The organism is Thalassovita sp. (genome assembly GCF_963691685.1).
In the GTDB taxonomy this organism is placed as follows: domain Bacteria; phylum Pseudomonadota; class Alphaproteobacteria; order Rhodobacterales; family Rhodobacteraceae; genus Thalassobius.
Genome location: NZ_OY829290.1, coordinates 3,205,855 through 3,221,416, shown reverse-complemented (window position 1 = coordinate 3,221,416; position 15,562 = coordinate 3,205,855). Strand labels below are relative to the sequence as shown.

Here is a 15,562-nt window from a genome sequence, read left to right as displayed (position 1 = left end):
GGTTTTGCCCGCTGAGCCCGCATAATATTTAACGGAGGATAGGATCGCCCAAAGGAGGATCGCGATGGCGCACCTGCCGCATGTGACCTGGCTGCGCGCCTTTGAGGCGGCGGCACGCAGCTCCAGCTTTTCTGCCGCCGCGGAGGAGCTGCACTTGACCCCCGCCGCGATCAGTCAGCAGATCAAACTGCTGGAGCAGCACTTGGGTGTTCAGCTGTTTACCCGCTTGCCGCGTGGCGTGGCGCTGACCGATATGGGCCATGCCTATGCCCAGCCAATTGCCCGGGCCTTTGCCGAGATGCAGCAGGCCACGGGCAGCCTGTTTGCCAAAGGGGCGCGACGGCGGCTGCGGGTCCATGCCTCTATCAGCTTTGCCGCATTGGTGCTGGCCCCGGCTTTGCCCACCTTCCGGCAGCAGCACCCTGATATTGATCTGGAGGTGACAACGGCGGTGTGGACAGACCCGAGCGAGGGTGAGGATATCGATGTCGAAATCCGTTTTGGCCATGGCGATTGGCCTGACGCCGATATTCGCCACCTTGGCCACCGTCAGGCCGAACTGGTGTGCCACCCCTCATTGGCTGCGCAGACAGCGCCCGATTTTGAGAGGTTGGCCGAACAGGCGGTGCAGATCATCGGTTCGGAAAGTGACTGGCCCCAGTTGGCAGCGCTGTTGGGGGCGCCCGGGGATCTACCGGCCTGCCTGGCAAAGGTGGATTCCTCGCTGATCGCGCTGCAATGGGTCACCGGTGGTGCAGGGGCCGCGATCATCTCACAGGAGTTTCTGCAGCGCTACAGGGGCACATCGGCGCTGGCGTCGCCATATGCCGCGCGCCTGCCACTGGCCCGCAGTTTCTTCATCGTCCTGCGTGAGCCTGCCCGCCAGAACGAAGCCGCTGAACTGTTTGCAGCATGGCTGATGACGCAGGCCTGATCGAAACGTTAGCCTGTGCAATGCTGGCGCCAAGCAGCCTACTGCCCCGGAAGAAACTGGAACCCGCTGGCGTAATCTGGCTCGGCAGTCCTGCGCGCGGCTATTTCGGGCCCGAACACATCAACGAAGCCTGCCACCGTTGAGCCAAAAAAGATCTCAGTGGTTTTGGTCGAACACAGCCGTGCCTCAACACAAAGGCCAAGCTTGTTGAAGTAGAAGACCACCGTATCCAGGCGCTGTTGATTTTCCGCTTTGCCAAGAACCCTGCGCAGAACCTTGCTCCGCAGGTTGGCGGCCGCGCGGGGGGTGGCCTTGGCGGCGGCCAGATCAGCCGCGGGCACGCTGGCCAGAAGTGTCGCCACCTCATCGCTCAGCGCGACGAAACTGGCCCGGTAGCCATCGTCGCGCCATTGTTCGATCATCTCCAGCGTGCGATCGGCGCGCTGCGCCTCCAGCTGCATCGTGTATTGATAGATCCCGAACAGCACCCCGAAGATACCCAATACAGACACGAAGCTGCTCAGCGCCCCCCAGCGCCAGGCATCCAGCCCCAGAAACCGATGGGGAGTGTCCGATGATGGTGCGGGCATGGGGGCCGGGCGTTCGTCAGCGGGGCGCTCTTTGACGGCCTCATGTGTTTGGGTGGGGGGCGATTGTTCAGTCACAGTCTTCCACCAGATCGATGACGGCTGTTGGGTTAAACTCCGGCGCGGCCTCGGACAGGATGCGTGACAGGCAGGTGATGCTTTGCTGGTCGAGCATATAGACCATGCGAGCCTGCGAGGCGACGGGCGCAGCACCGTCGGGGGACGGCAGCTTCGTAAAACTGTCCAAGCCCCGGGTGGCGTCAACACTACCCCCAGCACATTGGCTCAGGTCCACCTCAGCGATCTTGCGCTCGGATGACTTTGCCGCGGTCAGGTAAGCCTCGGCCTCGGTGGTAAAACAGGCCGCCGAGGTGGCATCAAGTTCAACAACTTCATCGCAGATGAAACAGCTGGCCAAGGCAGGCAGCGGCATCACTGCCGCGATAATCACGGATATGGCCCCAAGTTTCGCAGATTTAGAAAACCACATAATCCCCCACCAATCTCACCTTCATCAACCAAGGTGTTTGCTTGCCTTCGCTCTGCGCAACCACTTTGGATTTGACGCCAAGGTACAATTCGCTTGCTTCAATGCGCCCGTTCAAATTGCGGTCAAATTCCGTCCGCTGCGTCGACAATACCGCGACAAGGGCATCGGTAAAGAGCCCGCCGTCAGTTTCTGCGCTTTCGATTGAAACCTCGCGCCCTTTGGAGGCCGCCAACATCGTAACATTGCTGCCCAGATCCGCCAGATCGGTGGTGACCGCATCGGTGCTGGCAAAAAATCCTGTCCCGGCGCTGCCGGAATGGCAGGCATCCAGAATAACGGTCATGCGGGCGGGGCTGTCCTTGAACATCTCGATCAGGTCGGCAAAGGGCACCGCGGTTTCAGACAGGTTCGCCGGATCCGTTGAGGACAGCGCCAGATAAAACCGCCCGTTGGCATCCCTGAGCCCATGACCGGCAAAGTAAAACAGCACATGGTCGCCTTCCCGCGCCTGCGCCAAGGTCTCTGTGATCGCCGTGCGCAGCTTCTCCGTGCTGGCCCGACGGTCCTTCAGCAATGTCATGTTGATCTGGTCGTCTGACCCCTGATTTTGTTCCGACAGGGCCTGCGCAAACTTGCCGGCATCACGCAGTGCGAAGTTGAGCGAGGGCAGCGCGTCATCCTGATAGGTGTTGACCCCAAGGATCACCGCATGGGTCCGCGCGCCCTGTGCGGTTTTGGGATCCCCCAGGTCAACCGAAACCGGCAAGCTGGCAAACCCGTTTTTGTCTTCCGCAATGGCCGTGACCCAGCGCGCATCAGGGCTGCGCGGCATGGTGAGTTTCGCCGCCGCTTCTGCCGCAGGGACCTGAGCGGTCAGGCTGCCATCCTGAAAGATCGATACCTGCGTCACCTGAGCAGCGTCAAACCTGAGGTCCAGCGAGATTTCACGGTCATTCACCAGCGCGATGTCACCTTTGAGGGAGGGCGGCACCGTCAGCGACTGAGGTTGCGGCAGGTGCTGCAGCGTCATGGTTTTTCGCGCCAGCCCGTCAACGCGCAGTTTGCTGCCAAACCGGTCCAGACTGAATTGCCCTGACTGACCCGGGAAGGTCAGGTCGATCAGCGCTTCTGCCTCTGCTGAGGCATCAAATTCGAAGCTGCTGTTCCAGACCACCACCTCGTCTTCAATAACCCGCCCGCTGAGGATCTGGGTGCCATTGGAAATCCGGTAGACGTAAAAGGATCCGTCTACATTGCCCTGAATGACGTGACGGTGGTCAGCTGTGACATAAGCTTCATAGAGGATATCGCCGTTCTCCAACGCTGTTGCAATATGGCTGAAGCGACGGGTTTTACGGTCATAAATCGCCAAAGCCCCCGCACCGGGCCCGTGGCTGAGCACCACGTTCTCATTGGCCTTGTAGCGGCTTGGGAATTCAAAATGCTTCTGGATCCTGTTGTTGACCATGAAACCGTTGGCATCTGCGACCACATCTTCGAATTTTCGCGGGGCGGGTTTTGACAGGTCGTAGATGACAAGCATGGAATTCCCGCGCAAACTGCCAAAGGTCCCCCCAGCCTCGCAAGAATGCCAGGCCAGCCAAATCGGTGCGTCTGGCATGGGAATGCGTGTCAGGCTGAACAGATTTCGGCGTGGCAGATGCAAAGGGCCGGGATCATCAGACGAACCAGATGTCCATTCGCCGCCAAACTGCAGGTGGTAGCATTCGCGTTCACCATCTTCGCCCTCGGGATCGCGCCAGGTGAGCGGCCAGCCTTTGGCCCATGCTTCCAACCTGAGCAGGTCGGTGTAGCGGCTGACGCTGTCATCCTCTTCACGGGTTTCCAAAACCCGTCTGACTTGCCCCTGCAACTGGTCCAAGCTGGCCGGTTTGATCCGTTCATAGGCCGGGATGCCGTCGACCATCTGCGCCAGATGCAAGCCAATTCGTGGCAGGTGCTTTTCAAAATCAGGTACTGAGGGGGCCGCCGGTGGTGTGATCGGGTCCAGCCGCAGGCCGACGCGGGCCAGCCGATCTGACATGGCTTTGATCGGGTCAAAGGGTCCGCGATCACGTTCGGTGCCCCGATAGCCATCCTTGCTTTGGGTTGAGGCGGTTAAGCCACCCGCCACCTGAAAAGAACTGTCGAAGGACACAGGCGCTACAGGGCCGATGGCGTTATAGGCCATCTGGTGCGTTGCCATATGGCCGGACTGAGACGAGGCATAGGCGCTGCCGTCGTTTTCTGACACGGCAAAGCTGCTGTTCTGCAGCGCGCCGACATGAAAGCCAAACTTGCCCCAGATCGAGGAGATTGCGTTTTCCAGATCAATCCCAATCCGGGTGACGCGCGGCTGCGCTGGGCAACAGCTGGGGCCAGTGACCTGACGTTCAATTTTGAAACCATCCCATAGGGTTGAGGCGATGTTCACCTCACCCCAGGGCGCCATTGTTGTGACGGCAAAACTGTCACCATGCGCCCATAGCACCTCAGAACGGCCAACTTCGCCATTGCGCAGCCGGGCGACCTAGGCGCCGTCAATCACATCGTAGATTTCCCATGCCTGATTGTTCAGAACCGCAATGAAGCGTTGGGTCGGGGACAGGTGAAACTGATTGCCCGATTGCTGCAGGATTTCGGTGCCATCGGCCTCATCAACCAGCAGGAAACGGCGGGGTGTTACGAAAGCTGCGCGTTTGTACTTGGGGATATGAACCAGATGGCGAAAGGTGCTGCGACCGGCGGGTGTGTTCAGAACGATACGCGGCTGCGCTGCTGCGGTTTCCACCTCAATCTTGCCCAGGTCAAACACCACCTCATTCTGGCAGGCCCGCAGGTAAACGCCGATCTGGGCGGTCACTTTGGTTTGGCCTGCACGCAGGGGCACCACGTCAATCTGGCCATCTGTGCCTGCGCCACGGGCGGCCAGTGCGACCAATGCGCGGTCACGACCCAGGCCCGCCGACAGACCAAAGGGATTTTTGGCATCAGGTGTCAGGGCAAAAAAACCTGTGCCGCTGAATCGGGCGGGGGTTTCTGACGACAGGATAAGCCAGGATGGAATGCGTTGGCTGAGCGTCATGTTTTTGTACTGGACGCGAATGGGCTGGCCGACGACCGAATTGTCGGCGGCAATGTCAAACGTCATGCCGGAAATGGCTTGTTTGACGATGTTGGTTTCTTGCTGGCAGTTGCCGCCTTGCGAAACCGCGGCGCCGCGTAGCCTTTGCAGCCAAGTGTCGTGCGTGTCGCTTGGCCGCCAAAAGGTGTTGCGATCAATGATGGTGCCGCGCCCTTGGGTCGGCGGGGGCGGCAGGCGGTAAAGGGTGCCGGTGATCGTGGCGGAGGTTGCCCCACGGTGGGAGATCACCCGCTGCGCCTGTGATTTCAGGATACAGGTGTTTTTATTGTGGGTATAGGCCCAGCAATCCTTGGTTAACTTGCAGAGCTGCTCACATTGGTCGTCGGACATGTTGCGCAAAAACGGATCTGTCAGTCCCGACCGCAGATCTGTGGCCACCAGATCGCTGTCTTTGTAGGTGCGGATATCCACCTCGCCCGAGCCGGGGGTGATGTTCATGGTGGCCTCATCCGACAGGCGTTCATAGCGGCCGTTGAAGGTATCAATGCCCCGCAGTTGGCTTGCCATAATCGCGGAACAGTCCTGGCTGACCCGGCTCAGCTCAGCAGCGGCGCCATTGAGAGTAATGACATGCAGGGCTTCGCGGGTTTGGACCGTGGCACCCTGACCATATTGCAAAGTCTGCAGGATGTGCTGGTGGCGTGTGAGGTCAATCAGCAGGCTGGGATCAGACGCCAACTCCCAAGTGGATCCCTCCCTGTCTTGCCAGGAAAACTGATGCATCGGCCGTTGATCAACCGAAAGGACGGCCGTGCCGCCAACGCCATGCAGCTTGCCGCTATTGCTGGTCAGCAAAAGCTCCAGCCCGCTGCCGGCGCATTGCAGTTCAAGGCACAGGCTGCCTTCGGGGTCGCAGGCCTTGGTGCCCAAAGCCGGGTCGAACCGCGTCGAGATATCGGTCCACTTTTCCGAAGCGGGATTGGCATAAGCCGCGCCGCTGATCAGCGCCGCACAGGAAAATAGGCAAAGAATTTTAAAAATGAGCGCAAACGGCATGTCCAAGCTCCTGAAATCAATCGGAGCTTAAGTTGAGGACGCTTACAAGACAAACGATTTTGCCTGCTACGCCGGGATCCGCCGCCATCTGGCTTGGAGCCAACATAATCTTTATTGGATTTCAGCAGAGATTTGTGATTTTTCTAAAGACAGCAGGGTCTTGCAGAACTGGCAGACCCGGGCGTCCAAAGTGGGGAACGGACGGAATGGCGCAGGCTGAGCAGCCGAAGCGACTGGCGATTGTGGATGATCATGCCCTGTTTTTACAAGGGTTGGGCTACCTGTTTGCGCAAGGTCCCTTGGACGTTGAGGTGGCGCTGTTCACCACCGGGACCGCCTTTCTGACCGCGGTGGATCAGGGGCAGACCTTTGACATTGTGATCACCGATCTGGCGATGAAGCAGATCAACGGCATTGCCCTGATTGCAGCTTTGCGGGCGCGTGACATTGGGGTGCCGGTGATTGTGCTCTCTGCCTCTGAGGATGCGATCACCCGCAGCAATGCCGATCTGGTTGGCGCCTTTTGCTTTGTGCATAAATCCTGCGAACAGGAGGTGCTGTTTGACGCGGTCGCGGCGGCATCCGAAGCATCCCCCTTACCAGCGCGCAGCATGCGGCAGGGCACCCGGCGCAGCGTGTTTCATGACGATGGCACCGATACCGTTCTGCGGCCCAAACTGGGCGAGCAGCAGCAGCGCATCCTTGCCCTGATGGCGCAGGGGCTGACCAACAAGGTGATCGCTGGCGAGTTGGCGATCAGCGAAAACACTGTGAAAACCCATGTGAAAACCATCTACCGCGAGCTGTCGGTCAACAATCGCGCCGCGGCCATTCAGCGTGCGCGTGAGCTGGCGCTGTTCTGAGCCATATCCTCCAGCGTTTTGCGCAATTGCGCTTCGCTGCCCGGCATGGGTTCGGACTTGGTGACATGGGCCACCTCAATGTCACCGCTGTCGCGTTTCAGATGAAGGACCGGCGCGATTTTGGCCAGCGCCGCAACCTCTGCCGGGGTGCAGGGGGCATCGGGCAGGGGATCCAGCACGATCAGATCTGGGGTCAGGCGCAGGGTGGTGATAAGATTTTGGGCCTCAGCGCAGGTGGCGGCATGGGCAAATTCCCAGATCCACATGGAAATCAGGTCTGCCCAGACGCCAAGGTGGGGCAGATCCTCATGCCCGACACATAAGACGAACGCACTTTGCGCGCTGTCATCCGGCGCCGCGCCGGGCAGGCGCAGCGTGATCGCAGTGCCGCCTTCGATGGGGGCGGCAAAGGTCAGCTCCCCGCCCAAAGCATCGGCCAGTTGCCGGCTGATCCCCAGGCCAAGGCCTTTGCCCCGGTCGGAGGCAACCTGCGTGACGCCATCCTGCAAGGCCTGCAGCAGATCTGCAGGCAGGCCCGGACCCTGATCTGTGACGGTAAAGAGGGTACTGCCATCCTGCGTCCGCACCTGCAGGGTCACGCGTTCACCGCTGGCGGCATAGCGCACCGTATTGCTCAGCAGGTTGCGCAGGATCCGTTCCAGCCCGGCCTGATCGCTCCAGATCGTAGTCACGTCTGACTGAACGATCAGCTGGCAATCCATCGCGGCCAATTGCGGGGCGTATTCTGCCCGCAGCTGGGCCAGCAGTTCATCCAGATCGATCGCCTGTGCCACTGCGTCCTCGGTGGATTTCTGAACGCTGGCCAGTTCTTCAACCAGGGCTTCCTGGCTGATCAACGCCATGCGGATCTGGCGGACAAGTACTGCCTGATCCGGGGTGTTGGCCTGACGGTCCATTTCCGTCAGGAAATTACGCAACGCCAGCAGCGGCTGGGCCATATCATGCTGAATGGCGGCAACAGACCGTTTGGTCTGGCGATGTTCTTTGGCGGCCTCCGCAAACTCCGTCAGGACTTGTTCCGCATTTCGGCTGACCAGTTTGGCCGCCACCGCATCACGGCTTTTGCGGCTGGCGGTTTTGTTGGTGGTCACACAGAAGCCGAAATAAAGCAGCAGGAAAAATCCGTAGATCCGCAGCACCCCGTCGGTGGTGATCACCAGCGTCAGGCTGAACGGCACCACCGAGGCAAAGGCCAGCGCCAGATAGCCGGGGCGGTAAATCGTACCGGCCATGACCCCGCCCGCGGTGATGGAGGTCAGAAACAGCCCGGCCATGAAGGTGCGCAATTCGGACGTTGGGCTGGCCAATTGCAAGGCGCCAAGCGTCCAGAGGAGGCCGGTTGTGCCGGTGATCAGCACATGGCCCAAGAGGTAACGGTTGACCCGGGCCGGTGTTTCGCCTGCCGTATCATAGCTGCGTGCATAGTAGACGGTGACCCCCACCATGGCCGAGGCAAGCGCCGCCCAGATCAGTGCCTGTTGCCACAGTCCAACCGAGACCAGGCTAACGGCGATCAACGCGATCAGTATCAGGACCGAACGCGCCGATCCGCTGGCCCGTTCGCGCAGCAGCCGCGCCTCTTCGGCGCGCAGCTGATCCTCAGTTGGGGGGGCGAGGAGGTCGGCCATCAAGCGGTCGCGTGGCTGTTTTGCGGCTTCAATCCCCGCCACAGGTAGGTGGCCGTGATCAGGCGCAGCAGGGCCGGCAGACCGGCGAAGAAGAACAACAGAAAGCTCAGCGTTTCCGGCGCATTGGTGCCCGCCTTGTCAAACCCGGCCCAGCCAAGGATCGGAAAGGCCACGCCCATCGGCGCCACAAAGGCCATCTTGGAGGCCGCGTTTTTCAACGCCAGATAGCTGGCGGCGCGGGGGTGCCCGGCCTCGGCCTCATCCCGTGCGACGATATCGGCCAGCATCGATGTGGGCATGACCGCGTCACAGGTCATGCAGGCGCCAAGGCCGACGCAGATCATCTGCATCATCACCGTGCTTTCAGGGGCCACCCCATAGGCCAGCAGCAGGACCACAGTGCAGAGGCAAATCGCGGTGATCCAGGTCTGTTGCTTGCCGATCTTTTTCGACAGGTAGATCCACAGCGGCACAAAGAAAGCCGTGCCCAGCAGTAGCATCAGAAACATCTGCCCGACCATCGCAGGGGCCTGCAGCACATGGGTCACAAACAGTACCAGCAGCCCCACCGTCATGGCATTGGCGGCCTGAACCGTGAAAAAGGCGATCATCATCTGGCGGAAGGCCGGCCGCGCCAGACAGACCCGCCACGCGGTCCAAAGCGACGGGCGTGCGGCCCGGGCGGGCTGGCTATAGCGCGGCGTGCCGATCAGAAAGGCCACCAGCGCCAGCGGCATGCTGGTGACAAAGATCATCGCCAAGGTTCTGAGCGACAGCCCCATCTGCGCGGCGATCACCACCGGCACCAGTGAGGCCATCAGCGCGCCTATGATCTGGAACACCGCCTTGGTGCCCGCAAGGACGGAACGCTCGTGACGGTTCGGCGAAATCTCCAGCCCGATGCTGGAATAGGGCACGTCAAACAGCGTCAGACACAGCAGATAGCCTGAGGCCACGAGGAAGAGGTACAGCGGGCCAACCGCGGCAGGCGGCACCAGCAGCATCCAGCCAAACACCAGCAACGGTGGGAAGCTCAACACCATCCAAGGCACACGCGGGCCCCAGCGGCTGTGGCTGCGATCGCTCAGCGCGCCAACCAGCGGGTCGGTGAAAACGTCAAAGAAACGGCCAAACATGAAAACGGCTCCCACCAGCGCCAATCCCAGCCCCAGGTCGATGGCGTAATAGGTCGGCACAAAGCTGACCACGGCAAAGTTAACCATCGCCAGCGGGGCGCTGAGCAGGGTGAAACAGATCAACTGCCAGTGCCGCAAGGCGCGCTGCGGTGTGTTGCTTGGCGGACTGTTACTTGGCGGTGTGTCCCCCCCCGCCATATCCCCGCCCAAACGGGCCGCGCTGCCGATCTCACCCTGTGGCATGTTATCCCCCCAACTCACAGTGTCCCCGGTGGGGCCAGTTTGTAATCACTCTCGCTTGAGAACAAACACCTTTGTTGCGCGGCCTGCACAATCACCCGAATGGGTGATTGGTTTGCCACGGGGGCACCCGAATGGATGATTGCTTCGCCACGGGGGCACCCGAAGGGGTGATAGCTTTGCCACGGGTGGGTTTCGGTGCTCAAACTGCCCGATTTTTCAACGGTGTTGAGGCCAAGAGCGGTTTTCTGAACAGTTTTCTTCCCTCCGCAAAATCAGAATGCTACATCGGTGGGGACACTTGGGCGATGGCGTCGCCGGGGCGAAAGCCTTGTGTCGCAGAACACCTCCTGTACGCCGGGACTTTCAATCGGGAGATTGAGGGCCCTGCCTGATCTCCCTCCTTTGAGGATCGAGCCATGGCATGGTCACCGGATAGAACCGAAGTCAAAAGTTGGAATGAGTGGGACACGCTGCGCCACGTGATCGTGGGGCGTGCCGACGATTGTCATATCCCGCCCGAAGAGCCTGCCCTGGATGCCAAGGTGCCCGAAGACAGCGACATGCGCGGCCAGTGGGGCCGTCGTCCGCAGGAAACCATCGATCGCGCTAATGAGCTGTTGGACAATTTCGCCAACCAACTGCGCAGCCGCGGGATCCGGGTGGATCGGCCGACCTCAATCGATCATTCAAAACCCGCGACCACCCCGGATTTCCACACCGACAGCCAGTTCGGCTGCATGCCGCCCCGCGATGTTCTGCTGACCGTTGGCCATGAAATCCTGGAGGCAACGATGTCCTATCGCTGCCGCTGGTTTGAATACCTGAACTATCGCCCGCTGATGCAGCAATATTGGGATGAGGATCCGAAGTTCCGCCATGAGGCCGCGCCGAAACCGCGCCTGACGGATGCGGATTACCACCCCGATTACCTGAGCGACAAAATCGGTGTTGAAAAACGCCTGCAATGGGCGGCGGAGAAGTTCTTTGTCACCACTGAGGAAGAGCCCTTGTTCGACGCTGCCGATGTGTTGCGCTTTGGCAAGGACCTGGTGGTGCAGCACGGGTTCACCACCAACCTCAAAGGCATTGAATGGCTGCGCCGTCACTTCCCGGATCACCGCGTCCACACGGTAAACTTCCCCGGCGATCCCTATCCGATCCATATTGACGCCACCTTCACCCCGCTGCGTCCGGGGCTGATCCTGAACAACCCGCAGCGCCGCCTGCCGCAAGAGCAGCGCAGCATGTTTGAGAAAAACGGCTGGGAGATTGTGGATGCCGCGCAGCCCGCGCATAACACCCCGCCGCCGCTGTGTTATTCCTCGACCTGGCTCAGCATGAACGTGCTGGTTCTGGATCCGAAAACCGTCTGTGTTGAGAAGTCCGAGGTCTATCAGGCCGAACAGATGGACAAGCTGGGCATGGAAGTGGTCGAGGTGGAGCTGCGCGATGCCTATGCCTTTGGTGGTGGCCTGCATTGCTGCACCGCGGATGTTTACCGCGATGGGGACTGTGAGGACTATTTCCCCAACCTGTGATATGAAAACGGGCCGGTCCAATGCTGGCCGGCCCGTGATTATCCAAGCTGGGGATGCCGATTGCGGCCGCAACTTGCGGCCTCTTTCAGACGACCGTCACGGTCATGTTGCCCAACCCCTCAATCGACAGCTCCATCTCATCGCCTTTGGCCACCGGGCCAACGCCTGCGGGGGTGCCTGACAGGATCACATCACCCGGTGCCAGCGTAAAATACTGCGAGAGGTAGGAAATCATCTCGGGCACCTTCCAGATCATCTGGTTCAGATCCCCTTCCTGACGCAGCTGCCCATTCACGGTCAGGGCAATACGCCCCTGATCCATCGCCCCTGTTGTTTCCGCCGGGTGGATGGGCCCAACCGGGGCGGAGTGTTCAAAGGCTTTGCCGATTTCCCACGGGCGCCCCATCTTCTTGGCCACCCCCTGCAAATCGCGCCGGGTCATATCGAGGCACAGCGCGTAGCCAAAGACATGGTCCATCGCGTCACCAAGCGCGATGTCAGTGCCACCGGATTTCAGCATCACCGCCAGCTCCATTTCGTGATGCACGTCATTGGAATTTGGCGGGTAGGGAAACCTGCCTGACGGGTCGAGGTTGTCCGGGTTTTTCTGAAAGAAAAACGGCGGCTCACGGTCGGGATCATGACCCATTTCAATGGCATGGGCCGCATAGTTGCGCCCGATGCAGTAGACCCGGCGCACCGGGAACAGATCCGTGCGGCCAGCGATTGGCAACCCGACAATTGGGGCGGGTTTAATGGCAAAGTTGGGCATCGGTCTCTCCTGCGTGCTGCGCTGTTCGCGGGGGCTGGACCTCCCACGGAACGTCGGAATTTAGATGATCCGTTGCCGGTCAGCCGTCAAACGGTTTCTTGACCCGTTGGCCGGTCTGGCGACGGTGGTTTTTGCCCTAACGACTCGGTCATGGAGGTGCATTCACCCTGCCTGATATCCAGTTCTGCTAACGTTCTGTGTTAAAGTTAAATTTAAAAACAGTATCTTACGAGATTTTGTATTTTAATATTTAAAAAACAATTGACCGATCTGCGGAATGTTTTTTAAGTATTAAAAACCAAATAAGGAAACGTGGCACCGTGTCTGGACGGAGGGCATCGCTGCGATGGGGGGATGAGATATGGCACAGCCTGAGGGCGCCAAAACGATCTTGCGGGCGCGGGGGCTCAGCAAACACTACGGCGGCGTCGTGGCGCTGGACAACGTGGATCTGGACCTGCGCGAAGGTGAGGTTCTGGCGGTTGTTGGTGACAACGGCGCGGGCAAGTCGACGCTGATCAAGGCGCTGACCGGCGCGATTGCCAAAACCTCTGGCGTGACCGAGATGGACGGGCAGGAGGTGCAGATCAATTCCCCCACGGATGCCAAGGCGGCGGGGATCGAAACCGTCTATCAGGATCTGGCGCTGGTGAATGAGCTGTCGATCACCAAGAACATGTTTCTGGGCCGCGAGATCCTGCGGGATGACCTGATGGGGCGGCTGTTTGGCGCGCTGGATTTTGCCCGGATGGATCGCGAAATCCGCGACCTGTTTCAAAAGCTCGACATCCGCATCGCCGATATCTACCGCGAGGCCGAAGCCTTCTCCGGCGGGCAGCGGCAGGCGGTGGCCCTGGCCAAAACGGTGATGTTCGGCAAACGCATCGCCATTCTGGATGAACCAACCGCCGCGCTGGGCGTGCGCGAAAGCAAGATGGCGATGGATCTGGTGCGCTCGCTCAAGGATCACGGCCTGTCGGTCATCATGATCACCCACAATATGCAGCATGTGCTGAACTACTGCGACCGCGTGATGGTACTGCGTCTGGGCCGGCTGGCCGCCGTGAGGGACGTCCAGGACGTGGACGGCGACACATTGGTCAGCCTGATCACCGGCGCCAGCGAAGACAATCAAGACCGGGCGGCCTGAGATGACTGATATGACCGAAAATTCCTCGACCCAGATCTCAACCCCTTCGGCGGCAGCTGGTGGTTTTGAGGTGCTGAAACATCAGTTCCAGCAAATCTGGCAGGTGCTGGCGGCGCTGGTGCTGATCTACATGGTGTTTTTTACCCTGTCTGAGCCCTTCCGCAGCCTTGATACGCTGCTGTCGATCTTTGGCCAGGCGTCCATTCTGGCCATTCTGGCCTGTGGCACCACGGTTGTGCTGATCTCAGGCGGGCTTGACCTGTCGGTCGGCTCCATCTTTGCGGTGGTCGGGGTGATCGTTGGCATTGTGCTGGCCGAATACAAGCTGCCGGTGCCGGTGGCGGTGCTGATCGGTCTGGCCACAGGGGCGGCGCTTGGCGCCTTGAACGGCACCATTCAGGTGCTGACCAAAGTGCCGGCCTTCATCGTCACGCTGGGCGGGCTGACTGCCTATAAAGGCATTGCCGAGATCCTGGCCAGTGGCCGCGATCTGTCGCGTTTTCCTGACAGCTTCAAGATGCTGGGTTCGGGCTATCTGGTGCCGATGCTCATCATGTTTGCTGTGGCCCTGATCTCTGGCCTGTTCCTGACGAAAACCCGGTTGGGCAACCACGCCTTTGCCATTGGCGGCAATGAAGAGGTGGCACGGCTGTCCGGTGTGAACGTGCGCAAGAGCCGGATCTATTACTACATGATCGGCGGTGCGCTGGCCGCAGTGGCGGCGATGCTGGAGGTGGCGAAACTGAACTTTGCCATGCCGGCGCGGGGGCAGAGTTATGAGCTGTTCGCGATTGCGGCGGTTGTGATCGGTGGCACCAGCCTGTTTGGCGGCCGGGGCGGCGTGGGCAAGACGCTGATCGGGATGCTGATCATGCAAACCATCATCGTGGGCCTCTCTTACCTTGGGGTGGGGACCTCGGTGCAGCGGATTGCAATCGGCATCATCATCATCCTGGCGGTCTATTGGGACGTCTGGCGACGACCCGGCCGATAAGCCTGAAATCATTCGGAATTTCTGTAGGGGAGGAGGAGCCCCACAGGACAAGTCTGCCCAGCAAACCGGGCAAAACAGAACCAAAGATCTGAAATCTAAGGGAGGAAAGACATGAAACTGCGTGCTTTGAAAGGAATGGTGGCTTCGGTTGCTGTAGGGGCCCTGATGGCGGGCGCTGCGATGGCGGATGAGTTGAAGATCGCCTACACCGGCTATTCCACGGACAACACCTTTTGGATCGGGGTGGCCAATGCCGCTGCCGCCAAGGCGGACGATATGGGCATTGAACTGCTGGACCTGACGGCTTCTTCGCCTGACGCCGCAGCCCAGAAAGATGCGGTAGACCGCGCCATCAACATGGGCGTGGACGGCATCATCATCGGCTCAGTCGACAACCGCGCTTTTGACGCCTCCTTGGATATGGCCAAGCGCAAGGGCATTCCGGTGGTCGCCGTGGATACCGGCATTGAACATGACCACGTCGGCAGCCTGGTTCAGACCGATAACCTGGCCGCTGCGGGCATTGCAGGGGAATACATCGTCAGCCAGCTCGACAAAGGCTCGGTCCTGATCCTTGGTGGTTCCGCCGGGCACCAAACCGGCAATGCGCGCCGTGATGGTGTGCTGACCGCGGCTGAGGCCGCAGGGCATGAGGTGATCTTCCAGATCTGTGACTGGCAGGACGCCTGCGCCTATGAAACCACTGTGAACTTCCTGCAGTCCAACCCGGACATCAAAGCCATCTTCTCGGCCTGGGATCCGGGCGCACTGGCGGCTGTTTCGGCAGCGACCGAGCTGGGCAAGCTGGACGATCTGGTGATTGTTGGCTTTGACGGCAACCCGGCCAACCTGGTTTCGATTGAGGCCGGCGAACAGGCCGCCACCATCAAACAGGACAACACCCGCATGGGCGCCGAAGCCGTGGCCAATCTGGTTGGGCTGATCAAGGGCGAGGAGGTCGCGGCCTTCACCCCGATCGACGGCATCCTGATTACCTCCGACAATGTTGGTGACTTCAAATAACCCTCCGAGCCTTCGGGTCGCCTGCTGGTTGGGCGGCCCGAT

The 15,562-nt window shown here is 60.1% G+C and carries 13 protein-coding genes; 6 read left to right on the top strand and 7 right to left on the bottom strand.

Annotated features, from left to right (window positions below; all coding sequences use genetic code 11):
• The first annotated feature begins 64 nt into the window (after positions 1–64).
• Complete coding sequence (locus ACORLH_RS15450) at positions 65–934, top strand: LysR substrate-binding domain-containing protein (RefSeq protein WP_321829234.1); 870 nt, start codon at positions 65–67, stop codon at positions 932–934.
• A 38-nt stretch (positions 935–972) separates the two neighbouring features.
• Here the strand turns inward: ACORLH_RS15450 and ACORLH_RS15445 are convergent, their stop codons facing one another.
• Genes ACORLH_RS15445 through ACORLH_RS15430 form a run of 4 tightly spaced genes read right to left on the bottom strand, consistent with a single transcriptional unit; the run spans position 973 to position 6,152 of the window.
• Positions 973–1,599 (bottom strand): hypothetical protein, encoded by a 627-nt coding sequence (locus tag ACORLH_RS15445; protein WP_321829233.1) that lies wholly within the window; start codon positions 1,597–1,599, stop codon positions 973–975.
• Positions 1,592–1,972, bottom strand: coding sequence for a hypothetical protein (locus ACORLH_RS15440; protein WP_321829232.1), 381 nt, complete (start codon positions 1,970–1,972; stop codon positions 1,592–1,594). The genes ACORLH_RS15445 and ACORLH_RS15440 overlap by 8 nt, the downstream gene beginning before the upstream one ends.
• A 25-nt stretch (positions 1,973–1,997) precedes the next feature.
• Positions 1,998–4,502: a caspase family protein gene (locus ACORLH_RS15435; protein WP_321829231.1), complete on the bottom strand. Its 2,505-nt coding sequence runs from the start codon at positions 4,500–4,502 to the stop codon at positions 1,998–2,000.
• 39 nt (positions 4,503–4,541) lie between these two features.
• Positions 4,542–6,152: a PAN domain-containing protein gene (locus tag ACORLH_RS15430; RefSeq protein WP_321829230.1), complete on the bottom strand. Its 1,611-nt coding sequence runs from the start codon at positions 6,150–6,152 to the stop codon at positions 4,542–4,544.
• Positions 6,153–6,358: 206 nt separating this feature from the next.
• Here ACORLH_RS15430 and ACORLH_RS15425 point away from each other — a divergent pair, with 206 nt between their 5' ends.
• Positions 6,359–7,015, top strand: coding sequence for a response regulator transcription factor (locus tag ACORLH_RS15425; protein WP_321829229.1), 657 nt, complete (start codon positions 6,359–6,361; stop codon positions 7,013–7,015).
• On the opposite strand, the gene ACORLH_RS15420 is transcribed toward ACORLH_RS15425, so the two are convergent.
• Both ACORLH_RS15420 and ACORLH_RS15415 read right to left on the bottom strand, forming a co-directional pair.
• Positions 6,985–8,664: a HAMP domain-containing sensor histidine kinase gene (locus tag ACORLH_RS15420; RefSeq protein ID WP_321829228.1), complete on the bottom strand. Its 1,680-nt coding sequence runs from the start codon at positions 8,662–8,664 to the stop codon at positions 6,985–6,987. The two genes, ACORLH_RS15425 and ACORLH_RS15420, sit on opposite strands and share 31 nt — an antisense overlap.
• Positions 8,664–10,043: an MFS transporter gene (locus ACORLH_RS15415; protein ID WP_321829227.1), complete on the bottom strand. Its 1,380-nt coding sequence runs from the start codon at positions 10,041–10,043 to the stop codon at positions 8,664–8,666. The genes ACORLH_RS15420 and ACORLH_RS15415 overlap by 1 nt, the downstream gene beginning before the upstream one ends.
• Before the next feature lie 416 nt (positions 10,044–10,459).
• Between ACORLH_RS15415 and ACORLH_RS15410 the strand changes: the two genes are divergently transcribed.
• Positions 10,460–11,581, top strand: a complete 1,122-nt coding sequence (locus ACORLH_RS15410; protein ID WP_321829226.1) for a serine/threonine protein kinase — start codon at positions 10,460–10,462, stop codon at positions 11,579–11,581.
• A gap of 85 nt (positions 11,582–11,666) precedes the next feature.
• On the opposite strand, the gene ACORLH_RS15405 is transcribed toward ACORLH_RS15410, so the two are convergent.
• Complete coding sequence (locus ACORLH_RS15405; protein WP_321829225.1) at positions 11,667–12,353, bottom strand: fumarylacetoacetate hydrolase family protein; 687 nt, start codon at positions 12,351–12,353, stop codon at positions 11,667–11,669.
• Positions 12,354–12,714: 361 nt separating this feature from the next.
• Here ACORLH_RS15405 and ACORLH_RS15400 point away from each other — a divergent pair, with 361 nt between their 5' ends.
• The 3 genes from ACORLH_RS15400 to ACORLH_RS15390 all read left to right on the top strand — a co-directional run bounded on the left by ACORLH_RS15400 (position 12,715) and on the right by ACORLH_RS15390 (position 15,520).
• Positions 12,715–13,503, top strand: a complete 789-nt coding sequence (locus ACORLH_RS15400) for an ATP-binding cassette domain-containing protein (protein WP_321829224.1) — start codon at positions 12,715–12,717, stop codon at positions 13,501–13,503.
• 1 nt (position 13,504) lies between these two features.
• Positions 13,505–14,497 carry an ABC transporter permease gene (locus ACORLH_RS15395; RefSeq protein WP_321829223.1) on the top strand — a complete coding sequence of 331 codons (993 nt, stop codon included), beginning with the start codon at positions 13,505–13,507 and terminating at the stop codon, positions 14,495–14,497.
• 111 nt (positions 14,498–14,608) lie between these two features.
• Positions 14,609–15,520 (top strand): sugar ABC transporter substrate-binding protein, encoded by a 912-nt coding sequence (locus tag ACORLH_RS15390; RefSeq protein ID WP_321829222.1) that lies wholly within the window; start codon positions 14,609–14,611, stop codon positions 15,518–15,520.
• Positions 15,521–15,562: the final 42 nt, after the last annotated feature.